Raw genomic sequence first — 23970 nt, 5'->3', positions numbered from 1 at the left:
ACCGCAGCCCCTGCACCGACCGGCACAGGGGCTGAGCGGTTCATGCCGCAATGTCGGACAGGCTCAGTGCAGCCGCACCCGGCTGGGCAAGACGGGTGATTAGCGCGTCGAGCAGTTCACGCAAGCAAGCCATCTGCCCCGGCGTGTAACGGTCACGTCGATAGGTCACGACCAGACGCAGCCGCCGCTCACCGTCGAGCTGGTTCTCCATGATCTCGAACTGCAGCCCGAACATCGACTCGCTCTTGTCCGGGTCGATCTGCCGGTAACGCACGGAACTGCCGTCGGCCGCCTCAAGAGCGCCATTGAGCGCATTGTTGGCGTGGATCTGCACATACACATCGAACAGCAAGCCATCGGCCGCCGTCATGCCCAGCGCCTGCTGGATCTGCTCCAGCGGCACCGTGGCCCAGGCCATGGAATCGCTGATGGTACGGGTAACCTGAGCGATCAGCTCGCCCACCGTCTGCCCGGCGCTGAACTGCACCCGGTGCGCCACCATAGTGGTGAAATAGCCTACGGTCCCGAAGTACGCCGGATCGCTGCGACCGGAGGCTGAGGTGCCGATCAGCAATTCATCCAGCCCAGCCAGTTGCCGCAGCGACAGGGCAATAGCAGCGTAGAGCACGCCGAACAGTGAGGCGTGCTGCTGACGGGCAAGGCTGTGCAGGGCATCGGCGACACCTTCGCCGGGCATGATGTCGAACCAGGCGGCAGCACGCTCGGCCACTGGCTGCGCGTGCGGCTCACCGCTATCCGGCAGGATCAGCCCGCGACGCGCCGCCTGCAGGTGCTGTACCCAGTGAGCCAGGTGTTGCCGGTCGATACCGGCAGACTGCTGCAAAGCGGCGAAACTGTGGAAGGACGGCACCGGAGCAGCCCACTGCGGCGCCCTGCCGGCAGTCCGCGCGCGATAGGCCTGTGCCAGCTCCTTCATCATGACGTTCAGCGACCACTCGTCGATGGCCATATGGTGAATCAGCATCGACAGAACCTGCTGATCGCTGCCCGGCTCACGCAGAAAGCGCACCCGCACCGGCAACTCGCGAGTCAGATCAAAGCGCCAGGCGGCCTCACTGGCCAGGCTGGCCCGTGTGCTTTCCGCACTGCTCCAGAACCACTTGAAACGCGACAGCTGACAGACCGGCACCACCCGCTGGCGCCCCTCACCCTGCTCGAAATGATAGGTACTGCGCAGGCTGGCGTGGCGAACGAGAAGATCTCCGAAGGCCTGCCCGAAACAGTGCTCGTCCACCGGATCAAGAAAGCGCAAGGCAAACGGCAGGTTGAACACCGTACCGAAATCAAAGGCCTGGTAGGCACGTCCCAGCGAGGCCTGAGCCAGTGCCAGCGGAGCGTCCTCCATGGTTTCGGCGACCAGCTCATCGCGCTCCTGACTGGCAGTGCGCCGCACCCGGGCGGCCAGGCTCGCGGCGCTGGAGGCGCTGAAGAAGTCACCAAGGCTCAGTTCAAAGCCGTACTGACTGCGCAGCCTGCCGATAATCATGGTAGCCAGCATGGAGTGGCCACCATGATCGAAGAAGTCGTCTGCAGCCGTCAGATGCGGCTCGCCCAGGGCTTCGCGGAAAGCCTCCAGCAGAATCCCGCAGATCTCGTCCCCTGCCCCGCTTTGCAGCGGAGCCGGCAAAGCCAGAGATGAACCACCGGCAATGCTGCTGAGAAGACTGCCCAGCAGGTAACTGCCGGCATAGGCCCACAAGCCCTGACCAGTTTCCAAACTCAGCCACAGGCTGCCATCAGGCCAGGCCTGCAGACTCAGCTGCAGATCCGCGCGCAGCTCGGCACTCGGCAGCGCCAGCGGCCCGACGAACAGTGCCTGCATCGACTCGCTGGCAGCCGGCAGCCAGTGCACGGCAACCTCCGGCAGGCTGGCTTGCCCTGTATCGCTTTGCGCAGCGGCGCTGTACAGCAGATCTTCGGGGCCGCTTTGCTCATTCAACACAATCGCCTGACAGCAGCCCTGCCGATGCAACATCAGCTTGAGTGCCTCATGTCCGCCCAGCCGGGCTACGAAGCGGGCGAACTGCTGGCTGATCGACGCCAGCTCCAACTCTGTCCCCGACATCGGCAGCCGCGCCTGCCAGCGCAGAGCCAGGCGTTCGTCCTCAGACAATGGAGCGTCCCAGAACGGGCCACTGATCGTCAGTTCTGTCCGGCCCTGGCGCCGCAACCCCGGCAACGGCGAGAAGGCCGTCGGCTCTGCCAGCAGCGTCTGCCCGGCCTCCGGCAGCGCCGCCAAAGGCCGACCGGCAGCGGCCGCTGCAAGTCGCTCGCCCAGCAGCGCCGTCTCACACCCCAGGATGCGATGCAATTGCATCACCAGGTACAGATCGTCTCCGGCTTCCACCAGCCAGACCTTGAACGGAGGCTCATTGGCTGCGCACCAGGGACGCAACTGATGCTCGAGCAATTGCTCCACGGCCTGTCGCACGTCCACCGCGTGCAACCACTGCAGGCAATCCTGCCAGTTCGTACCGACCTGCCTGTGCAACTCGCCGTCCTCACTGAAACGGTAGCGGGCATTGAGCTGCGGCAACGCCTCCAGCAGCCGCCTTACCGCCTCGATGATCTGCGGCAACTGTTCGCGACCGCGCAGCCGCCAGCCCTCGAGGGTCTGCAGGACGCGCTCAGGCTGCTGCTCCTGTAGCAACCAGATGTGCTCTTCGGTCGCCGAAGGGCTGTGCGGATGAGTGTCCTTCATGGATGTCTCCCAGGTTGTCGAACATGCGGATCAGCGCTCACAGGCGCCCATTTCTCCTCGCAAAGGCTGTCCGGCAGCTGTCTCCGGGAAAAACCAGCGCAAGCAAGATTGAATATCCAATGATAATGATTATTATTAGCCAGGTATTGCAAGAAGTTTCCACAGCTCTAAACAGAGAGGTTGGAGTGGACAGGACTTCATCAAGAAAAGCTTTCGCGCAGTTCTATGCCGAACATCACAACTGGCTGTGCAGCCTGCTGCGTCGCAGACTGGGCAACAGCATGGATGCCGCTGACCTGGCCCACGACATCTACCTGCACATGTTCCGCAAAGGGCAGCTGCCGCAAGCCTGCGACAGCCGCCGGCACCTGACCCGCATGGCCCGCTGCAAGCTGATCGACCTGTATCGCCGGCGCACCCTTGAGTCCGACTACCTGGGCGAGCTGAGCCAGCGTGAGGAGCCGCACACCGCCTCGGAAGAGACTCGAGCCCTGGCCAGCGAAGCCCTGGAACAGCTCTCGTCGACTCTTTCCCGTCAACCGGTCAAGGCCCGCCAGGCGCTGCTGCTGCATCGACTGGAAGGCAAGGCTTACCGGGATATCGCTACGGAACTGAACGTCTCGGTCTCTTCGGTTGAGAAGTATCTGGCAGCGGTACTCAAGAGCTGCCGACAGGCGGCTTGCGACACCCGGAGCGAAAGCAACTGAAAAAGCATTGAGGTTTTTTCCGCCCCGTTCGGAAAACAACAGGATTGGCGCCGCACTTCCGTCGACGCCGCGCAGAGCGAGAGAACCGATGACAGCCGCAGAGGATACCGAACACCCGGGCAAGGCAATTGCCAGACTGCTGCGACCGGTTCACGGTCAACTGCTGCTGGCCACCCTGCTGGCAGCACTCGGCGGCATGCTGATGCTGCTGCCACTGGCCGCCATCGCCCGTCTGGCCGAAACGCCGCAGGAGACCACCACCCTGCTGGCAATCGGTCTCGGCGGTCTGTTTGCCGGCCTGCTGCTGTGGGCGCTGGGCGAAACCGTGGCTCACCAGGCGGACAATCGCATCACCGGCCAGTTGCGCCTAGCCATTGTCCAGCGGCTGGCACAGGTACCGCTGGGCTGGTTCACCAAGCGCAGCTCCGGCGAAGTCAAACAGGCCATCCAAGACGATATCGGTGCCCTGCACGGGCTGGTCGCACACTTCTTCACCACGCTGGGACGGGCAGCGGGCACGGTACTGCTTGCCCTGATCTATCTGACGCTGACGGACTGGCGGATGACGCTGGTGGCGCTGTTGCCGTTTCTGCTGTTTTTCCTCTTTTTCCGTCGGGCCCTGCGCGCCAGCGCCGCCAATCTCGATACCTTTGGCCAGGGCATGCTGCGTATCAACACGGCGCTGGGCGAGTACGTCCGCGGCCTGCCGGTGGTCAAGGCATTCGCTGCCGAGCAGCGCAGCGCCATCTCCTATCACCGGGCGGTAGACGACTTCGCCTGCGCCTTCGACGACTTCACCCGGCCGCTGGCCGGCAGCATGGCCAACGCTAATGCCCTGCTGGCACCCGCCACGGTGCTGGGTGTGGTGCTGGCCGGCGGCGCCCTGCTCGTCAGCCTCGGCTGGGTCGAACCCCTGCAGGTGCTGCCCTTTGCCCTGGTGGCGCCCGGGTTGTGCGCCCCGCTGCTGCTGCTCAAGTACATCAGCCACGACCTCAACCACGCCGGAGCCGCCGCGCAACGGGTTGAGGCACTGCTGCACACTCCACGCCTGGAAAGTGGTTCGGCAGTGCCTGCCGATTGCTGCGTCCGTTTCGAGCAGGTTGGCTATGCCTATCAACCTGGCGCACCAGTGCTGGAGGACATCAGCCTGGAACTGCAGCCCGGGACGATAACCGCCGTAGTAGGCAGCTCCGGCTCCGGCAAGTCGACCCTGGCGCGCCTGCTGCTGCGCTTCTTCGATCCGGACGCAGGGCGCATCACCCTTGGCGCAGTGGATCTGCGCGACATGCCGACCAGCCAGCTCTACCGTATGGTCGGTTTTGTCCTTCAGGAGGTGCAACTGATCCACGCCAGCGTGCGCGACAACATTGCCCTCGGCCGGCCACAGGCCAGCCAGGAGGAGATCGAAGCGGCAGCGCGCCTGGCCGGGCTGCACGAGCGCATCCTGGCCCTGCCAAACGGATACGCCACCTTACTGGGCGAGCAGGCCGAACTTTCCGGTGGCGAGCGCCAGCGCCTGAGCATTGCCCGTGCACTGCTCAGCAATCCACCAGTGCTGGTTCTGGACGAGCCGACCGCAGCAGCCGATGCCGACAGTGAGGCGCAACTGCAACAGGCGCTGTCGGACTTCTCCCGCGGCCGGACGCTACTGGTCATTGCCCACCGCCTGGATACCATCCAGCATGCCGACCAGATCATCGTGCTGGATCGGGGACGGATCCTGGAACAGGGTCGGCATGACCAGTTGCTGGCCCTCGGCGGCCACTATGCGCGGCTCTGGGCCCGGGGCGGCTACCAGCAGGACGGAGGACTTCCGGCATGCTGAAAACCTTCGTCCGCCTACTCGGAGATCAGCTACCGGCGCTGCACCGCTACCTCATCCTCACCCTGGCCTATGCCGCGCTCTGCGCACTGACCCTGCTCAGCGTACTGCCCATACTGAGCGCCCTGCTGGAGCAGCGCCTGGACAGCGCCGGCTACTGGCTGCTGTTGCTGCTGGCAGAGCTGCTGCTGTGCCGGGCGCTACGCCTGCGTGTGGAAAAATCCGGCGTCCGCGTCGGTATCGCCGTGTTGCAGAATGGCCGGCACCTGCTTGGCACTCACCTGGCCAGCCTGCCGCCGGGCTGGTTCAGCGCCAGCAACAGCGCCCGCGTTGGCCATCTCGCGGCGCAAGGCATGATGGAGCTGGCGCAACTGCCGGCCCACGTCTTCACCCCTCTGCTCTGCGGTCTGCTGACACCCTTGATACTGCTACCGGCTCTTCTGCTGCTGGATCTGCGCCTGGGCCTGATCGCCACACTGGCCCTGCCACTGCTGGCCCTGGTGTTCAGCGTCAGCGCCCGGATCGGTCTGCGCGCCGACCTGGCCTACCGCAGCCGCACCGCCGAGGCCAGTCAGCGCATGCTGGAGTTCGCCCAGGCCCAGGCGACGCTACGCGCGTTCAACGGCGAAGGCGGCGGCAGCCGGCCACTGGAGCAGGCAATCAACCAGCAACAGTCCTCGGCACAGCGGATGATCCGTCTGTCCGCTCTCTCGGTGCTGTTCAACAGCGCAGCCGTGCAGAGCTGTTTCGCCATCCTGTTGGCCGTCGCGCTGTTGCTGCCCGGCTCCGAGCTGCAGAACCCGCAGGCACAGGTTCTGGCCCTGCTGTTGTGCCTGCGCTTCGTCGAACCGCTGCTCGATGTGGCCGGCTACAGCGAAGTGCTGCGTGCAGCCCACAACCAATTGCAGCAGGTTCGCGCGGTGCTGAACCAGACTCCGCTGGTGGAGCCGGAAACTCCGCAGATGCCGGCTGACGCCTCGGTGGAACTGGAAAATGTCAGCTTCCGCTACCAGGGCGAGCAACACGACGCGCTGCGTGCAATCAGCTTGCGCGTGGAGGCAGGCAGTATGACTGCACTGGTGGGCGCCTCCGGCTCCGGCAAGACCACTCTGCTGCGACTGATAGCCCGCTTCTTCGACACGAACCAGGGCTGCGTACGCATCGGCACGGTAGACGTGCGCCAACTGGGCAGCCGCCAGCTGGCACGCCAGATCAGTCAGATATTCCAGGACAACTACCTGTTTCAGGGCAGCATTGCCGAAAACATTCGCCTGGGCAGCCCCGAGGCCAGTGACGAGGAGCTGCAGGAAGCCATCGACCTTGCCGGCGTGCGGGAGATTGTCGAACGCCTGCCCGAAGGTCTGCAGACACAGGTTGGAGAAGCTGGCGTGCGCCTTTCCGGTGGCGAGCGGCAGCGCATCTGCATCGCCCGCGCCCTGCTGAAGGATGCGCCGATCCTGCTGGTGGACGAAGCCACCGCCGCACTCGACGCAGAAAACCAGGCCGCTATTGGCGCCATGCTGCAACGTCTGCGCGGTTCGCGCACCCTGATTGTAATCGCCCACCAGCTTTCTACCGTGGCTCAGGCCGATCAGATCCTGGTGCTGGAAGACGGCGCCCTGGTCGAAGCCGGCAGCCATCAGCAGCTGATCGAGCGCAACGGCATCTACGCAAGGCTGCTCGTCAGCCGCCAGGCCGCGCAGGGCTGGCGCATCGGCGCGGCAGCGGATAACCGGGGCAGACCTTGAGAACTCTTCCACTGACGGCACTGCTGCTGGTGCTTTGCATATTGTCGCTGTGCGTCGGCGTCAAGCCGGTGAGCTGGGCTCAGTTGTGGGCGCTGTCCGATGATGCCTGGCTGACCCTGAGTGCCAGCCGCCTGCCACGCCTGGCGGCACTTCTGCTGACCGGCGTGGGACTGGCCATGTGCGGCGTGATCCTGCAGCAGATCGTGCGTAACCGCTTCGTCGAGCCGGCTACCTGCGGCGGCCTGGATGCCGCACGACTGGGCCTGCTGATCGCCACCACCGCCATGCCCACACTCGGCAGCGGCAGCCGCCTGATGGTCGCCACGCTTTTCAGCCTGACCGCCAGCCTGGTGTTCATCCTGATCATCCGCCGCATCCGTCTGCGCAACGCCATCCTGGTGCCGGTGATTGGGCTGATGTTCGGCAGCGTACTGAGTGCTCTGGCGGAGTTCTACGCCTACCGCCACAACATCCTGCAAAGCATGCAGGGCTGGATGCTTGGGGACTTCTCGAAAATCGTTCAGGGAAACTACGAGATCATCTACCTGATCCTGCCGGTAGTACTGCTCACCTATTTCTACGCTCATCGCTTCACGCTGCTGGGCATGGGCGAGGACATGTCGACCAGCCTCGGGCTGAACTACACCGCCACCGCAACACTGGGGCTGCTGCTGGTGTCGCTGAGCGTGGCAGTAACCGTGATCACGGTCGGCGCGATTCCTTTCGTCGGTCTGGTGATTCCCAACCTGGTGGCACTGTTCCACGGCGACAATCTGGCCCGCAGCCTGCCTCGAGTGGCGCTGGCCGGCGCCATCATGCTGCTGGCCTGCGACATTCTTGGCCGCCTGCTGATCTATCCGTTCGAGGTTCCCATCGGCCTGACCGCCGGCAGCCTGGGCGGCCTGGCCTTCCTGCTGCTGATCCTGTGGAAGTGCAAATGAGCGCGCAACGCAACTTCCTGATCGCCGGCCTGCTGGCGCTGGCACTGAGCCTGATCTTTCTGCTGTACGGCTCGGGGCTGGATACCGCCTACGTGATTCCCAGACGCCTGTTGCGCCTGGGCAGCATCGTCCTGGCCGGCCTGTGCATCGGCCTGTCCTCGGTGATTTTCCAGAGTCTGCTCGGCAACCGCATCCTGACTCCGGCGATCATGGGCTACGAGGCGGTCTATCTGATGTTTCAGGCACTACTGATCCTGCTGCTGGGCAGCGCCAGCCTGATCACCCTGAACGCGCCGGCAAACGCTGCCGTATCCATCATGTTGATGCTCGGCTACTCCTGGGCACTGCATCACTGGCTGCTGCGCGCCGGACGCAGCCATCTGTATCTGCTGCTGGTCGGGCTGGTGCTGTCGATGGTGCTGAGCACCTTCACCCAATTCATCCAACTGCGCATCAGTCCGGGCGAGTTCTCCATCATGCAGAGCTTCAGTCAGGCCGGTTTCAACCGCGTGCCCCCCCTGCAACTGCTGTGTTCGGCGCTGCTGGTACTTGGCGTGTGCCTGATCGTGCTGCGCCAGCTCAGCATTCTCGACGTGCTGGCCCTTGGCCGCGAGCAGGCGCTTTCGCTGGGCGTCGATCACCAGCGCGGCATGCGCCTGCAACTGGCCCTGATCGCCGTACTGGTGGCGGTATCCACCAGCCTGGTTGGGCCAACCGCCTTCATGGGGGTGTTTATCGCCAACACGAGCTACATGCTGGCCGGCAGCATGCGCCACCGAGTCACCCTGCCACTGTCCTGCGTACTTTCCATCACTCTGTTCCTCATCGCCCAGTTGCTGGTGGAACACCTGTTCAACTACCGAACGACGGTGGGAATCCTCGTCAACCTGGTGTGCGGCACCTACTTCCTGGTTCTGATGCTTCGCCCTCGAGACTCCACATGATCACCCTGCGCAACATTCACAAGGCCTATGGCGGCAAAACAGTACTGAGCGACGTCAGCGTCGAGTTCCCGGCCCGCCGCATCACCTCTCTGATCGGTCCCAATGGAGCCGGCAAGAGCACTCTGCTGATGCTGGCCGCCCGGCTTATCGAGGCCAACGGCGGCGAACTGCTGCTGGAAGGGCGACCCGCTGCCAGCCTGTCGATCCGCGACTACGCCAAACGTGTAGCCACCCTGCGCCAGACGCCGGACTTCAACCTGCGCCTGACCGTCGACGAGCTGGTCGCCTTCGGCCGCTTTCCCTACAGCCAGGGCGCACTGACCCGTCACGACCACCAGGTAATCGAACAGGCCATCGACTTCCTTGGCCTGCAGGCACTGCGCGGCGCCTACCTTGACGAGCTCAGCGGCGGTCAGCGGCAGATGGCGTTCCTGGCCATGACCATCGCCCAGCAGACCGATTACCTGCTGCTCGACGAACCGCTGAACAACCTCGATATGAAGCACGCGGTAAACATCATGCAGGCACTGCGCCGCTTGTGCGACGAACAGGGACGTACGGTGATCCTGGTAGTGCACGACATCAACTTCGCCGCCAACTACTCCGACCACATAGTGGCAATGAAGGGTGGCGCGGTGTTCTGCCAGGGGCCGGTATCCGAGGTGGTCACCCGGGAACACCTGCAGCAGTTGTACGGCATCGATTTCAGCATCATGCGCCACGCGCGCGGGCTGCTCTGCGACTACTTCAATCCACCCGCTTCGGGAGAAACACCATGAGCCGACTGTTCCCCCCACGCCTTCCCACCCTGCTGCTGACGGCAGTGATCGCCTCCGGCCTGCAGGGTTGCGACCAGCCCGCCGAACCACCGGCAGGCGCAAGCAGCAAGCCTACGGGGCAGGCCGACTACCCGCCCATTCGCATCAGTCACCAGCTCGGCACCACCCTGATAGAGCAGCGACCGCAGCGCGTGGTGGCCTTCGACATGGGCGAGATCGACAGTCTGGATCAACTCGGGGCCCCGCTGGTAGGCATTGCCAAGGACTATGTGGCCGACTTTCTGGCTCATTACCGCGACGACCCGGCGGTGGCCGACCTGGGCGCCACTGTGCAGCCGAACCTGGAACGACTGCATGCAGCGAAGCCGGATCTGATCCTGATTTCCGCGCTACAGGCCCGGGACTACGAGGAAATGTCGAAAATAGCGCCGACCCTGCACTTCGACATGGACTTCAGCAACCGCAACGGCGACATCCTTACTCAGGCCAAGGAACACCTGCTGACCCTCGGACGCATCTTCGGCAAGGAACAGTTGGCCCAACAGAAAGTCGCCGAGATGGACGCACGCATCGAGCAAGTACGCCGTGTCACCGCGGGACGCCCCGAGCGCGCCCTGCTGGTCATGCACAACAACGGAGCCTTCAGCTCTTACGGCGTGGCCTCGCGTTACGGCTACATTTTCGACACCCTCGGGGTCAACCCGGCCGATAGCAGTGTCTCCTCCAGTCTGCACGGCCAGACCATCTCCAACGAGTTCATCCAGCAGACCGATCCGGACATTCTCTACATCATCGACCGCACCGCAGTGATGGAGCGCCGCCCAGCACTGAACCGGGAAACCCTGGACAATCCGCTGCTGCGCCAGACCCGTGCCTGGAAGAATGACCGGGTGATCTTTGCCGACTCGCAAACCTGGTACCTGTGCACGGCCAGCTACACCTGCCTGAACCGCATAGCCGACGATCTGCTGAAAGGCTATGAATAGCGGCAGGACAAATCAAAAATAATTCTCAATAGCATTGAGGAAATGGCGTTCTGCTTCGGAAAGACTTGCGAAGGTTCCATTTATCCATCTGCTTGCAAGGAAACCAGCATGTCGGAACGCTGCCAACGATCCTCCCTCTCACCCAGGCACCAACACCTCCTCCCCCGCCAGGCCCTACGGGCTGCCATACAGGCAGCCCTGCTGGTCGGTCTTGGCGGCGGCGGTCTGAGCGCACTGGCCGCGGAAACTCAAGTCCAGGCGACTGGCGGTGACAGTCTGCAATTGCCGGATACCATGGTGCAGGGCAGCATGGACTCGGCTGGCAACCTGCCGCCCGCCTATGCCGGGGGACAGGTTGCAACCGGCAGCCGGGTCGGGCTGATGGGAACCAAGGACTTCACCGAAACCCCGTTCAGCACCATCAGCTACACCGAAGAATTCATGCTTAACCAGCAGGCCCAGGACATTGCCACGGTTATCGGCAAAACCGACCCCTCGGTGAACATCGCCTCCAAGCGCAACATCTTCGAGACCTTCATCATCCGTGGTTTCCCCACCACGTCTAACGACATCACCTATAACGGTCTGGTCGGCATGGCACCGAACATGCGCAGCTCCACCGAGATGGCCGAACGCATCGAAGTACTGAAAGGGCCATCGGCTCTGCTCAACGGCATGCCGCCGGATGGCAGCGTGGCCGGCAGCATCAACATGGTTCCCAAGCGGGCGGGCAGCGACCCGCTGACCCGACTGACCACCACCTTCGAGTCGGATGGCCTGTTCGGCGGCCATGTCGATATCGGTCGGCGCTTCGGTGACAACCAGGAATTCGGCATCCGCTACAACGGCGTCTATCGCGACGGTGATACTGCCGTGGACAATCAGGATCAGCGAATGGAACTGTCCTCGCTGGGGCTCGACTGGCGCGGCGAACGGGCTCGTCTATCGCTGGACATGTACCGACAGCGTGAACTGTTGCACGGCGTCAACTACTTCGGCATTTCCTCGATTGCACCGACGGTGAACCGCCTGCCCAGCCCGAAAAAAGGCGATCACGGTCTGGCCCCGGACTGGGCCTATACCCGCAACGATACCGATACCTTCCTGCTGCGCGGCGAGGTGGACCTCAATGACAAGCTGACCGCCTACGCCGCCTGGGGGCAGCGTGATGGCGGCTACAACGCCTTGATCCTGCGTGACACACTGCTCAACGACGCCGGCGACATCAACGTGACCGCCGTGCGCTCAATCCGCGATGGCACCCAGAAATCCGGCGAGGTCGGCCTCAAGGGGCAATTCGACACCGGCCCGGTAAACCACGCCTGGTCACTGGCGGCGACCCACTACGAATCGGAGTGGAGCTTCCGCGATGCCATGCTGCCGAACTTTGTCACAGTCAACTACAACCGTCCCGATTTCGGCTCTAAACCGAACTTCCCGGGGCATGGGCCAATTACCCAGTACACCGAGGCGCAGCTACAGAGCGTGGCCCTGCTCGACACCCTGTCGTTCTGGGACGACCGGATTCAGTGGACTGTCGGCGCGCGCCGGCAGAACGTGGAGAGCGCCAACCTGACCGGTGCCCGGGTCAAGACCTCCAAGTACGACGAACACCGGCTGTCTCCCGCCACGGCTCTGCTGTTCAAGGTCACCGACGAGCTGTCACTGTACGGCAACTACATCGAGGGCCTGAGCCAGGGCGGCACCGCGCCGCTGACTGCGAACAACGCCGGTGAAGTGGTGAGCCCGTACGTGACCAAGCAGTACGAAGTCGGCGCCAAGTGGGATCTGGGTCAGTTCGCCACCAGCGTCGCGCTGTTCCAGATCGAGAAACCCAGTGCCTATGTGGATCCGGTCAGCAATGTCTACGGCACCTACGGCGAGCAGCGCAACCGCGGTATCGAGTGGAGCTTCTTTGGCGAGACCAGCCCCGAATTGCGCCTGATGGGCGGCGTTTCCTATACCAAGGCGCAGATGACCAAGGCGCTGAACCGGAACATCGAAGGCAATCAGATCTCCGGCATTCCCAGGCTGATCGCCAAACTGGGCGCCGAGTACGACCTGCAGGCCGTTCCCGGCCTGACCCTGACCGCTGCCGCCAGCTACACCGGCGAGCGCTACGTCACCGAGGATCAGCGTCTGCAACTGCCGTCGCATACTCTCTACGATCTGGGCGCCCGCTATAGCACCGAGGTGGCTGCCCGCCCGGTCACCCTGCGCGCAACATTGCAAAATGCCACCAACAAGGCCTACTGGCTGGGCTCAACCCAGGGCGGTGACGGCCTCTCCGGCGGCTTGGGCGCACCTCGCACTCTGCAGTTGTCGGCCACCATCGACTTCTGATTCGGCCAGTGCTTGCGGCCGCAGGCGTGACGCTGTCCCGCACTGCGGCCGTTTACGAACCAATAGCGACCGGCGCCGCCACGGCCAGCCTCACTTGCGCAACAGTCGCAGACCATTGAACACCACCATCAGGCTAACGCCCATGTCGGCGAATACCGCCATCCACATGGTCGCCTGCCCGGCCAGTGTCAGGCCAAGGAATACCGCCTTGATGCCCAGCGCCAGAGTGATGTTCTGCAGCAGGATGGCATGGGTCTGCCGCGACAACCGGACGAAGGCGGGAATCTTGCGCAGATCATCGTCCATCAGCGCGACATCGGCCGTTTCGATGGCGGCGTCGGTTCCCGCCGCCCCCATGGCAAAGCCGATCTCGGCCCGTGCCAGCGCCGGCGCATCGTTGATCCCGTCACCCACCATACCCACTACCTGTCCCTTCGCCTGAGCCGCCTCGATCCAGGCCAGCTTGTCTGCCGGCAGCAGGTCACCGTGAGCCTCGTCAACACCCGCCTGCCCGGCAATGGCCGCAGCGGTATGGACATTGTCGCCGCTCAACATACAGGTACGCACGCCCAGCCCATGCAACTCGGCAACCGCTTCACGGCTGCTCTGGCGCAGGGTGTCGGCCACGGCGAACAGCATCAGCGGACGCTGCTCGTCACACAGCACCACCACACTCTTGCCCTCGCGCTCCAATGTTTCCAGGCGTTGTTCAAGCGCCTCCGAACACAAGCCCAGTTCCTCCACCAGCCGGTGATTACCCAGGTGCAGCAGGCGGCCAGCGACACGCCCGCGAGTACCGCGGCCAGGCAGTGCCTCGAAAGCCTCGACCTCGCTCAGCACCAGCCCCTGCTCTGCAGCCCGGCGAGCCAGTGCCCGGGATACCGGATGGTCAGATCGTGCCGCCAGGCTGGCAGCCCAGCCAGCGGCCTGCGTCGCGTCGGCGTCCGTCAGCGCCAGGCAATCGGTCTGCACTGGTCGACCGTGGGTCAGGGTGCCGGTCTTGTCCAATGCCAGCAGCTTCAGATGGCGGCCGCTCTCCAGATGCACGCCACCCTTGATCAGAATGCCCTTGCGCGCCGCCGAAGCCAGGCCACTGACGATGGTCACAGGGGTGGAGATCACCAGAGCGCAGGGACAGGCCACCACCAGCAGCACCAGCGCCCGGTAGAGCCAGTCGAACCAGCCACTGCCGAGCAGCAATGGCGGCAGCACGGCAATCAGCAGCGCACAAACGAACACCACCGGGGTGTAGATGCGCGAGAAGCGGTCGACGAAGCGCTGGGTCGGCGCACGCGAGCCCTGCGCCTCCTCTACCGCGCGGATAATCCGCGCCAGCGTGGTGTCACGCGCCGCCGCAGTGACACGAAACTCCAGCGAGCCGGCTTCGTTGATGGTACCGGCGAAAACCGGATCACCCGTGCGCTTCTCCACTGGCAGGCTCTCCCCGGTAATCGGAGCCTGATTCACCGTCGACTCACCGGAAACCACCTCGCCATCGAGACTGATGCGCTCACCCGGGCGCACCCGGATCCGCGCCCCGAAGGCAACAGACTGCACATCAACCTCCTGCCAGCTGCCATCGTCCTGCTGCACAGTAGCGCGCAGCGGAGCCAGCTCCATCAGCCCGGCAATCGCATTACGCGCCCGCTCCAGCGAGCACGCCTCAATCCGCTCGGCCAGACTGAACAGCACCATCACCATGGCGGCTTCCGGCCACTGGCCGATCAGCACCGCACCGGTAACGGCAATACTCATCAACGCATTGATGTTGAGATTGCGATTCTTCAGTGCGATCCAGCCCTTGCGATAGGTAGACAATCCGCACAAGGCGATGGCCGCCAGCGCAGGCAGCGCCTTCAGCCATTCGGGGCCGAGCCCGATGAAGTGGATCAGCTCGGAACTCAGTGCCAGCACACCGGCCAGCAGCAACAGCCACCAGCCAGGCTGCCGTGCGGACTCTTCGGGTACCGCCGCAGCACTGCCTTCACTTTCCAGCTGCGGGGTAAAACCCAGCTCACGAATTGCCGCCAGCACCTGCTCAAGCGCACCCTCAGCGTGACTGACGGTCAGTATCCGCTGCAGCAGGTTGAAGCGCAGGCCGGCTACTTCCGGCAGGCGGCTCAGGGCATCACGAATCAGCCGTTCCTCGGTCGGGCAATCCATCTGCTCAATACGAATCCGACTGGTCAGCGCGCCGTTCAGAGGCTCCTGTGCCTCGTTCCGAGGCGTGTGCACCGGCTCGTGGCCGTGTGATTTCCCGATGTGATTGCAGCAGCTCATGGACAGTCTCCGTCAGGTAACTGTTGCCGAGTAGACACCCTGTAGTCACTATAGGGTCAAGCCCCAAGGAGTACGCGAAATGAAAATCGGCGAACTGGCGAAAAAGGCCGACTGCCAGGTAGAGACCATCCGCTATTACGAGCGGGAGGGTCTGCTGCCGGCGCCCGCGCGCAGCGAAGGAAATTATCGCCTGTACAGCAGCGAGCACCTGGAACGGCTGGTGTTTATCCGCAACTGCCGCACGCTGGACATGACCCTGGAAGAAATCCGCCGACTGCTGGCCTTGCGCGACCTGCCACAGGAAAGCTGCGCCGGTGTCGACGGTCTGGTGGACGAGCATATTGAGCACGTCGAGGCCCGCATCGCCAGTCTGCAGGCTCTGCGCCGGCAGCTCTGCGAGCTACGTGAGCGCTGCCGTGGCGGCCAGGAGTCCGAAGCCTGCGGCATTCTCCGCCAGCTCAATGCCAGCGGCGGAGTGCAAGCTCTGCCGGACGACGGCCACAGCCATGTAGGGAGGAGCCATTCGCACTGATGGACTAGAGTTTTCCAAGGATCACTTCGGCATTGCGCCGCAGCCTTGGGAGAAATTACACATATGCCTGGAAAATTCGAACTGAAAAAAGCCAAAGACGGCCAGTTCCACTTCAACCTGCTGGCCAGCAACGGCCAGGTGATTCTCGCCAGCGAGATGTACAAGGCCAAGACCTCGGCGCTGGACGGTATCGAATCAGTGCGCCGGAACGCCCAGCGCGAAGGCGCCTTCGAGATCAAAGCCGCCAGCAACGACAAACACTACTTCGTGCTCAAGGCCACCAATGGCCAGGTAATCGGCCAGAGCCAGATGTACGCCAGTGCCGCCAATTGCCGAAACGGTGTGGAGTCAGTGATAAACCATGCCACCGACGCCACACTGACGGATCTGAGTAGCTAACGAACAGATTTGCGGAACGAATAGAACAGATTCGGCTCACTGATCAGATAAAGGTTGCCCCTGCCATCGCTGGCCAGCCCCTCAGCCTGCGGCACACTGCGTTGCAGGCCGTGCTGGCCGGCCAGCAACGACAGGGTGCTGATCGGCTTGCCATCGCTATCCAGCTCGATCACCAGCCGCGACTCGTCCGACAGCACCAGCAGATGGCCGGTGACATCGTCAAAGTCCAGACTCGAAACGTCACGCACGAACAACCGCGAGTCACGCTTGGGATCCGTGTTGATCTGCAAGGTCAGCGGCTTATCGTCAGCGGTATGGGGAAAGCCCAGCACTTCGAAGATCCGCACCGGGTCGCGCTCCTTAGCCACCAGCAGCCGCTGGCGGGCCGGGTCATAGGCCAGCCCCTCGAACCCCTTGTTGCCATTGAGGCCCATACCCAGCGACAGTTGCTGGGCATGGGCCGCATCCAGCACCCGGGTGTTATCGTCGATACGCACCTTGACCAGGCGCTGCTCGCGCTCGTCAGCGATCACGAACACTCCCGGCGCAATGTATTCGATGGCCTCCGGATCACCGAAGCCCTGCAGATCGATGATCCGCAGCAGCTCGCCTTCCAGACTCAGTTCGAGCACCCGGGCCGGCTTATTGGCCACGCTAAACAGACTTTTCCTGTCGGGATCATACGTCAGAGCCGATACATCGCGAATGCCCTCGATCGGTCTGGCATCAATGACCACCTGGTAATCACCCAGCCATAGCGAACGCTCGCTCCACGCCTCGCTGTTCTGCCAGGCCTGCAGCGCGAACCAGCCACGCTCGAAAAGACGGTACTGCTGGGCCAACAGGCTGCTTGCCAGCAATACGAAGAGCAACAGACAGAGCCAGGGATTGAGTGAAAGCAGGCGGCGCATGAAAAGTTCTCGAACAGACGTAAACCAGCCCGCCACATTCAAATGTGGCGGACAGCGAAGCATCAGCACGGGTCAGTTGATCAGCTCAACACGATCCACATCGACTTCAAGCTGGTTGACATCCTTGTCAACCTCACCGGTCAGACGCACCTTGGTATTCTCCGAAACGCTCTGGCCCGGCCAGTCTTCATCGTCGATCTCGACCTGGATGGTGCCAGTGGCATCACGGAATTCATAACGCTCATCTCCCAGGCGCTTGACGATCTGCCCTTCCAACACCACCTGGGCGTCATCGGCAGCTTCCAGTGCGCCAGCTACAGTAGTGACCTGCGGTGTAGCGCCCGGACCGGTGTAGCCGGCAGCGAAGGCACCAGCGCTGATAAGGGGCAGGAACATCAGAGCGAAAGCGGTACGTTTCATGACGTGAACCTCGTAGTTCGTAAGTGACAGGTTCAGATTAGTAGCGCTAGCTGAAGCCAGACTGAATGACAGCTTAAGCGAAGCTGAAAGCTGGTCGCGGCCCCGGCACAGGCTGCAATGGCGCATGCCACAGGACTGCTGCAACACCGCCCAGGCCTGGACCCGCCCGGCACGCGCCAGCTGTTGTCGTGACGACTAGAGCACGCAACTGGTAAAGCGGCTGTGGCCAACCAGTTCCAGCACCAGTTCATCCCCCTTGTTCAGGGCTCCAACGCCGACCGGCGTGCCGGTCAGGATCACGTCACCGGGCTGCAGAGCAAAATGTCCGGCCATATGCCGGATCATCGGCACGATGGGGTTGAGCATGTCACGACTATTGCCGTCCTGGCGAAGCTCACCATTAATGCTCAGACGAATGCCGATATCTGCCAGATCCTCAATTGCATCACCCGGCACGAAGGGAGCCAGCACACAGGCGCCGTCGAAGCTCTTGGCAATCTCCCAGGGATAGCCCTTTTCCTTGAGTTTGGCCTGCACGTCACGCAGGGTCAGATCGAGGGCCGGGGCGAAGCCGCTGATGGCATCGAGCACTTCCTCGGCGTCCGGATGACGCGACAGCGGCTTGCCAATCAGTACCGCAATTTCCGCCTCGTAATGCACCGCGCCGCGGTCATCCGGAATGAGAAACCCCTTCTCAATGGGCACCACGCAGGAACCGGGCTTGATGAACAGCAGCGGCTCGGTGGGAACCGGGTTGTTCAGTTCCCGGGCGTGCTCGGCATAATTGCGACCTATGCAGACCACCTTGCCAAGGGGAAAGTGGACGGTGGTACCGTCGACGTACTGGTGCTGGTAACTCATCACCGACTCCTGTGTTGTTCGTATTGTGGACATCGTGGCTTGTGGCCGATGCCGTACCTTAACCGACACAGGGCCGGATACAAAAACGCCCGCTGTCAGGCGGGCGCTTGCAATGCTCAGGCAAAGATCTTGCCGGGGTTCATGATCCCGTTCGGATCGAACACAGCCTTGATGGCCTTCATACAGGCGATCTCCGCCGCGCTGCGGCTGTAGTGCAGGTAGTCGCGCTTGGTCATGCCCACGCCATGCTCGGCACTGATCGAACCGTTGTACTTCTGCACCGTCTCGAACACCCACTGGTTGACCACGGCGCACTTGGCAAAGAACTCATCCTTGCTCATGGCCTCGGGCTTCAAGATGTTCAGGTGCAGATTCCCGTCACCGATATGACCGAACCAGACCACCTCGAAATCCGGGTAGTTGGCCTCGACGATGGCGTCGATGTCCTTGAGGAAGGCCGGTACCTGACCGACAGTGACCGAAATGTCGTTCTTGTACGGCGTCCAGTGACTGATGGTCTCGGAGATGTACTCGCGCAGCTTCCAGAGGTTTTCCAGCTGTTGCTGGCTCTGACTCATCACACCGTCAAGCACCCAGCCCTGTTCCACACAGTGCTCAAAGGTAGCCAGCGCCGCCTCGGCGACTTCCTCGGTGGTGGCCTCGAACTCCAGTAGCGCGTAGAACGGGCACTCGGTTTCAAAGGGTGCCGGAACGTCGCCGCGCGCCAGCACCTTGGCCAGAGCCTTGTCGGAAAAGAATTCGAAGGCGGTCAAATCCAGCTTGCTCTGGAAGGCGTGCAGCACTGGCATGATCGAATCGAAGTCCGGGGTGCCAAGCACCATGGCGGTAAGGTTTTTCGGCGCACGATCCAGGCGCATGGTCGCTTCGACGACAAAGCCCAGGGTGCCTTCAGCGCCGATAAACAGCTGACGCAGATCGTAGCCAGTAGCGTTCTTGATCAGATCACGATTCAGCTCCAGCAACTCGCCAGTGCCGGTCACCACTTTCAGGCCAGCCACCCAGTTGCGGGTCATGCCGTAGCGAATAACCTTGATTCCGCCGGCATTGGTGCCGATATTGCCGCCAATCTGACTGGACCCACTGGAAGCGAAGTCCACCGGGTAGTACAACCCATGCTCCTCGGCAAACAGCTGCAGCTGCTTGGTCACCACACCCGGCTGGCACACCACGGTGCGGTCGAACTCGTTGAAGGCCAGGATCTGGTTCATGTAGTCGAACGCCACCACCACCTCGCCATTGGCCGCTACAGCGGCGGCGGACAGGCCGGTACGTCCACCCGACGGCACCAGAGCGATCTTGTGGGTATTGGCCCAGCGTACGATGGCCTGCACCTGTTCAATGCTCTTGGGAAACACAATCGCCGATGGTGCCGGGGCGAAGTGCTTGGTCCAGTCCTTGCCGTAGGCCTCCAGTGAATCGGCATCGGTCAGCACCTTGCCGGGTTCAACCAGGGTCTTCAGCTCTTCGATCTGGGCAGGGGTGGTCATCTACGGAACTCTCAAAGGATTCATGGTCGCCCTGAGAACCATTCAGGTCGCAACCGAGCATTGAAAAAGGAGAACATGCTAGCATACGCACCCCGTTATTCGCGCCCCCAGGGCGCCTTCGGGCACCGGCCGGCCTTGTCGCCAGCCCTTCTCCTGACACCATTAGTGGGACCACAGGTACTCCGATGAGCAAGACCTCTCTCGACAAGAGCAAGATTAAGTTCCTTCTTCTCGAAGGTGTGCACCAGAACGCCGTAGACACGCTCAAGGCGGCCGGCTACAGCAACATCGAGTACCTCAAGACCGCGCTGTCAGGCGATGAGCTGAAAGAAAAGATCGCCGATGCTCATTTCATCGGCATCCGCTCGCGCACCCAGCTGACCGCCGATGTTTTTGACTGTGCCAAGAAACTGGTTGCCGTTGGCTGCTTCTGCATCGGCACCAACCAGGTGGATCTGGAGGCAGCCCGCGAGCGCGGCATCGCCGTATTCAACGCCCCCTACTCCAACACCCGCTCGGTAGCCGAACTGGTGCTGGCCGAGGCCATCCTGCTGCTGCGCGGCATTCCGGAGAAGAACGCCTCCTGCCATCGTGGTGGCTGGATCAAGTCGGCGGCCAACTCCTTCGAAATCCGTGGCAAGAAGCTGGGCATCATCGGTTATGGATCCATCGGCACGCAGTTGTCGGTTCTGGCCGAAGCCCTGGGTATGCAGGTTTACTTCTACGACACCGTGACCAAACTGCCGCTGGGTAACGCACAGCAGGTCGGCGATCTGTACGAACTGCTGGGCCTGGCCGATATCGTCTCGCTGCACGTACCGGAGTTGCCGTCGACTCAGTGGATGATCGGCGAGAAGGAAATCCGCGCCATGAAGAAGGGCGCCATCCTGATCAACGCTGCCCGTGGCACCGTTGTGCGTCTGGAAGCCCTGGCCGAGGCGATCAAGGACGAGCACCTGATCGGCGCCGCCATCGACGTGTTCCCGGTCGAGCCCAAATCCAACGACGAAGAATTCGAAAGCCCGCTGCGCGGTCTGGATCGCGTGATCCTGACTCCGCACATCGGTGGTTCGACCGCCGAAGCGCAGGCCAACATCGGCCTGGAAGTGGCCGAAAAACTGGTCAAGTACAGCGACAACGGCACCTCGGTGTCCTCGGTCAACTTCCCGGAAGTGGCCCTGCCGGCACACCCGGGCAAGCACCGTCTGCTGCACATCCACCGCAACATCCCGGGTGTAATGAGCGACATCAACAAGGTGTTCGCCGACAACGGCATCAACATCTCCGGCCAGTTCCTGCAGACCAACGACAAGGTCGGCTACGTGGTAATCGATGTCGATGCCGCCTACTCGGATCTGGCCCTGGAGAAACTGCAACAGGTGCCGGGCACCATCCGCAGCCGCGTATTGTTCTAAACACGGAGCATGGAAAAGGGAGGCTTAAGCCTCCCTTTTTTGTGCGCGCCCCTTTACTTGACGGTCACGGTGATCTTCTTCGACAACACCGGCGGCTCATGGGGAATATGGTACTGATCGCCCATCAGCAGCTGCAAGGTGTGCTTGCCCGGCTTGAGGGTCAACCGGGTCTGCGTCTGCCCGCCACCGAAATGAATGATATGGTCGTTGGCCGGTAGCGGCTGGCCCATTGCCGGCAATGACTCCACATCTATCAGCAGGTGGTGATGGCCGGTATCCGGATGAACAACACCTGCCGGCGCCACACCCATGCCCTTGAGGCCGAACTGGACGGTGAAGGTCGGATCAACCGTGGCACCATCCTGAGGCGAGATGATATAGACCTCCGCATCCTTGGGCGAAGGCGTGCGGGGCACATCTGCCCAGCTCAGAGCACTGACAGACAGCAGTACGGCGCCGGCCAGCAGAGAGTGAAGTGTCTTGTTCATATAATCAGTCTCGCTCGGGTGAATAACTCACTCCATAGACATCGACCAATGAAAATCGTTACTGCTCAACGCTCAAGATTCGCCAGCCAGGCAGCAGCCTGATCCAACTGACCTTCGTGAAACACCTTGATACCGTGGCGTCTGAGCAGCGCTGCAGTAACCCCCTCACCCTCCACGCGGGTACCACTGAAGCTGCCGTCATAGGTCTGCTCGTTGCCACATGAAGGGCTACGCGCCTTGAGCACCGCCATGCGGATATTGTGTTGCCGCACCAGCGCCAGCGCCTGGCTGGCACCTTCGACGAAGGCAGCAGTGACATCCTGCCCGTCATTGGTCAGAACCGGCAGCTGCCCGTCAAGCACGGCCGCACCACGGCCGTCGCGAATTTCCGCCGGAGGACGCGGTGTCGGCAGACCGCCGGCAACTTCCGGGCACAATCCGACGATTCGCCCCTCGGCCTGCCAGCGCTGCAACTCGCTGAACGGCCCGTGGGTGCCGCCGTCATAGCGCACTCGCTGCCCCAGCAGGCAACGGCTGACCAGAATCTTTTCCATCATTTGTTTCCTCGGCCAGACATCGGCTCGGAGAATCGCGCAGCACTCAGAGCGGCGTATCGCCGCGACGCCGGAACCAGCCGGTCAGCGACAATCGCTCACGGTTTGCCGGCAGCACCTCATGCGGCATTTCAGCCGAGAGGAACAGCACCAAAGTACCGGCTTGTGGCAACACCTCATGCTCACCGCCATCATTGAGGTACAGACGCAACGCGCCGCCCTGTGCAGCCTGCCAGTCTTCATTGAGATAGAACACCGCCGACACCGTCCGCCGGTCATCGTCACGAAAGCGATCGAGATGACGCTGATAGAAAGCCCCCGGCTCATAGCAGGCGAAGTGACTCTCGAAGTCCTCCAGCCCCAGGTAGAGGTTGCAATTGAGCGCCAGGCGCAATTCATCCATCAGTTGCAGGTACTGATCGCAGGCGGCGTGCTGACCAGGCTCCAGCCACTGAATGCGGTCACCACGAATGCCCTCCTGCACCTGCTGCGAGCTGCCACGGCCGATGCCGGCGGGGCTTAACTGCCCGCCATACGCCCGCCGCAGGCACTCGGCGGCCAGCTCCCGGGTCAACGCCGGCGGAGCGAACAGCGTCTGCTGCGCCCAGCCACGACCGGCCAGATCATCGATCAGACTGGAAAAGGAATCGTTTTCAGAAGATGTGTTCATGCCGGCGATTGTAGCAAGTCGCCGGGAACACCGGGCAGCCTTGCGCTGTCGCAGTCTGCAGGCAGCAAGGATGTGTCACGAGCGGCTCGACAAGCTCTGGCGCGCCGCTGAAAATAGCCGGCCGCAGGCAACTGCGGCCAGCCCGGATAGTTTGCCAAGGAGCCTTCAATGCGTTTTCTGTTAGCCCTGCTGCTATTTGGCCTGACCCTGTCAGTGTCGGCCGAAGACTACCTGAAACTGTACCAGGCAGCCGGCTGGCCACAACAACGCGAACACTTCACTCAAGCGCTCGATGCAGCTCAGCAGCGCTATCGCCACACACTGCCGCCCGCCATGTACCAGGCCCTGGTGGACAACAGCAACCGGCGCTTCGCCAGCACCGCAATTGACCAGCGCGCCTTGCGCAGCCTGCGCCAGCAGTTGAAGGATCCGCAACCGGCGCTGGCCTTCTTCCGCTCTGAGTTGGGCCAGCGGGTGGTCGCGGCAGAACAGTTGGCTACCCGCCAGGATCAGCTGGCCAAATACGCCGATGGTCTGCCGCGCATCGAAGCCGAGGCCACCCGTCGCCTGCTGATCCGCCATCTGGCGCAGGCCCTGCCAGCCAAGGAAGCGGGAGCAGAAGTCAGCCTCGCGCTGGCCAGCGTGGCCGCCGACAGCCTCAGCCAGATGATTCCGGGCCTGCCTGGCGGCGATCTGGCGCGCGGTCTGCTTGAAAGTCAGCGACAGCGTCTGATGGAGCAGATCGAACCGGATCTGGACAACACCCTGCTCTATGTCTATCGCGAGCTGAGCGACCCGGAGCTGGAACAATTCGTTGAGTTCGCCCGCTCCGAAGGCGGTCAGGCCTATTACCGAGCAACCCTGGCAGCCCTGCGAGCCGGGCTGGCAGTGGGCGCCAGCAGTGCGGACCTGGAGCCACCGGCTTCGAGCATCTGAAACG

Annotated in this window: 21 protein-coding genes; 12 read left to right on the top strand and 9 right to left on the bottom strand. The window is 62.6% G+C overall.

What is annotated here, in order from left to right; all coding sequences use genetic code 11:
• Positions 1-40: 40 nt before the first annotated feature.
• A complete protein-coding gene (locus NCCP436_RS09760; RefSeq protein WP_259651477.1) occupies positions 41-2722 on the bottom strand; it encodes a condensation domain-containing protein in 2682 nt (893 codons plus the stop codon).
• Between the two features lie 185 nt (positions 2723-2907).
• On the opposite strand from NCCP436_RS09760, the gene NCCP436_RS09755 reads away from it, so the two are divergent.
• The 8 genes from NCCP436_RS09755 to NCCP436_RS09720 all read left to right on the top strand — a co-directional run bounded on the left by NCCP436_RS09755 (position 2908) and on the right by NCCP436_RS09720 (position 12992).
• Entirely contained in the window at positions 2908-3429 is a 522-nt protein-coding gene (locus NCCP436_RS09755) for a sigma-70 family RNA polymerase sigma factor (RefSeq protein ID WP_259651476.1), read from the top strand.
• Positions 3430-3517: 88 nt separating this feature from the next.
• Entirely contained in the window at positions 3518-5254 is a 1737-nt protein-coding gene (locus tag NCCP436_RS09750; RefSeq protein WP_220803803.1) for an ABC transporter ATP-binding protein, read from the top strand.
• Complete coding sequence (locus NCCP436_RS09745; RefSeq protein WP_220803802.1) at positions 5248-6999, top strand: ABC transporter ATP-binding protein; 1752 nt, start codon at positions 5248-5250, stop codon at positions 6997-6999. The genes NCCP436_RS09750 and NCCP436_RS09745 overlap by 7 nt, the downstream gene beginning before the upstream one ends.
• The gene (locus tag NCCP436_RS09740; RefSeq protein WP_220803801.1) at positions 6996-7940 is read left to right on the top strand and encodes an ABC transporter permease; all 945 of its coding nucleotides are present in this window, start codon (positions 6996-6998) and stop codon (positions 7938-7940) included. Before NCCP436_RS09745 ends, NCCP436_RS09740 begins: the two co-directional genes overlap by 4 nt.
• Positions 7937-8884, top strand: a complete 948-nt coding sequence (locus tag NCCP436_RS09735; RefSeq protein WP_220803800.1) for an iron chelate uptake ABC transporter family permease subunit — start codon at positions 7937-7939, stop codon at positions 8882-8884. The genes NCCP436_RS09740 and NCCP436_RS09735 overlap by 4 nt, the downstream gene beginning before the upstream one ends.
• Positions 8881-9663 (top strand): ABC transporter ATP-binding protein, encoded by a 783-nt coding sequence (locus tag NCCP436_RS09730; RefSeq protein ID WP_220803799.1) that lies wholly within the window; start codon positions 8881-8883, stop codon positions 9661-9663. Before NCCP436_RS09735 ends, NCCP436_RS09730 begins: the two co-directional genes overlap by 4 nt.
• On the top strand, positions 9660-10649 hold the full coding sequence (locus NCCP436_RS09725) for a siderophore ABC transporter substrate-binding protein (protein WP_220803798.1): 990 nt from the start codon (positions 9660-9662) through the stop codon (positions 10647-10649). Before NCCP436_RS09730 ends, NCCP436_RS09725 begins: the two co-directional genes overlap by 4 nt.
• 108 nt (positions 10650-10757) lie before the next feature.
• Entirely contained in the window at positions 10758-12992 is a 2235-nt protein-coding gene (locus NCCP436_RS09720; RefSeq protein WP_220803797.1) for a TonB-dependent siderophore receptor, read from the top strand.
• A 90-nt stretch (positions 12993-13082) separates the two neighbouring features.
• On the opposite strand, the gene NCCP436_RS09715 is transcribed toward NCCP436_RS09720, so the two are convergent.
• Positions 13083-15272, bottom strand: coding sequence for a heavy metal translocating P-type ATPase (locus NCCP436_RS09715; protein WP_220803796.1), 2190 nt, complete (start codon positions 15270-15272; stop codon positions 13083-13085).
• 79 nt (positions 15273-15351) lie between these two features.
• On the opposite strand from NCCP436_RS09715, the gene cadR reads away from it, so the two are divergent.
• Entirely contained in the window at positions 15352-15804 is a 453-nt protein-coding gene (gene cadR, locus NCCP436_RS09710) for a Cd(II)/Pb(II)-responsive transcriptional regulator (RefSeq protein WP_220803795.1), read from the top strand.
• Positions 15805-15867: 63 nt separating this feature from the next.
• Positions 15868-16203, top strand: a complete 336-nt coding sequence (locus NCCP436_RS09705) for a YegP family protein (protein WP_220803794.1) — start codon at positions 15868-15870, stop codon at positions 16201-16203.
• On the opposite strand, the gene NCCP436_RS09700 is transcribed toward NCCP436_RS09705, so the two are convergent.
• The 4 genes from NCCP436_RS09700 to NCCP436_RS09685 all read right to left on the bottom strand — a co-directional run bounded on the left by NCCP436_RS09700 (position 16200) and on the right by NCCP436_RS09685 (position 19903).
• Complete coding sequence (locus tag NCCP436_RS09700; protein WP_220803793.1) at positions 16200-17114, bottom strand: SdiA-regulated domain-containing protein; 915 nt, start codon at positions 17112-17114, stop codon at positions 16200-16202. The genes NCCP436_RS09705 and NCCP436_RS09700 overlap by 4 nt on opposite strands.
• Before the next feature lie 72 nt (positions 17115-17186).
• Positions 17187-17534, bottom strand: a complete 348-nt coding sequence (locus NCCP436_RS09695) for a YgiW/YdeI family stress tolerance OB fold protein (RefSeq protein WP_220803792.1) — start codon at positions 17532-17534, stop codon at positions 17187-17189.
• Between the two features lie 195 nt (positions 17535-17729).
• Positions 17730-18395, bottom strand: a complete 666-nt coding sequence (locus NCCP436_RS09690) for a fumarylacetoacetate hydrolase family protein (RefSeq protein WP_220803791.1) — start codon at positions 18393-18395, stop codon at positions 17730-17732.
• A gap of 116 nt (positions 18396-18511) precedes the next feature.
• Complete coding sequence (locus NCCP436_RS09685) at positions 18512-19903, bottom strand: FAD-binding oxidoreductase (RefSeq protein ID WP_220803790.1); 1392 nt, start codon at positions 19901-19903, stop codon at positions 18512-18514.
• Between the two features lie 185 nt (positions 19904-20088).
• Here NCCP436_RS09685 and serA point away from each other — a divergent pair, with 185 nt between their 5' ends.
• A complete protein-coding gene (gene serA / locus NCCP436_RS09680) occupies positions 20089-21318 on the top strand; it encodes a phosphoglycerate dehydrogenase (RefSeq protein ID WP_220803789.1) in 1230 nt (409 codons plus the stop codon).
• A 53-nt stretch (positions 21319-21371) separates the two neighbouring features.
• Here serA and NCCP436_RS09675 read toward each other — a convergent pair whose 3' ends face one another.
• From NCCP436_RS09675 to NCCP436_RS09665, 3 genes are all read right to left on the bottom strand, one after another.
• The gene (locus tag NCCP436_RS09675) at positions 21372-21806 is read right to left on the bottom strand and encodes a DUF4399 domain-containing protein (protein WP_220803788.1); all 435 of its coding nucleotides are present in this window, start codon (positions 21804-21806) and stop codon (positions 21372-21374) included.
• A 65-nt stretch (positions 21807-21871) separates the two neighbouring features.
• Positions 21872-22360 (bottom strand): DUF523 domain-containing protein, encoded by a 489-nt coding sequence (locus tag NCCP436_RS09670; protein ID WP_220803787.1) that lies wholly within the window; start codon positions 22358-22360, stop codon positions 21872-21874.
• 46 nt (positions 22361-22406) lie between these two features.
• Positions 22407-23030, bottom strand: a complete 624-nt coding sequence (locus NCCP436_RS09665) for a 2OG-Fe(II) oxygenase (protein WP_220803786.1) — start codon at positions 23028-23030, stop codon at positions 22407-22409.
• Positions 23031-23198: 168 nt separating this feature from the next.
• On the opposite strand from NCCP436_RS09665, the gene NCCP436_RS09660 reads away from it, so the two are divergent.
• Entirely contained in the window at positions 23199-23966 is a 768-nt protein-coding gene (locus tag NCCP436_RS09660) for a hypothetical protein (protein ID WP_220803785.1), read from the top strand.
• The last annotated feature ends 4 nt before the right edge of the window (positions 23967-23970 follow it).

It is taken from the genome of Pseudomonas sp. NCCP-436, assembly GCF_019656335.1.
GTDB lineage: Bacteria > Pseudomonadota > Gammaproteobacteria > Pseudomonadales > Pseudomonadaceae > Aquipseudomonas.
This window is presented reverse-complemented; position numbering and strand designations above follow the sequence as displayed.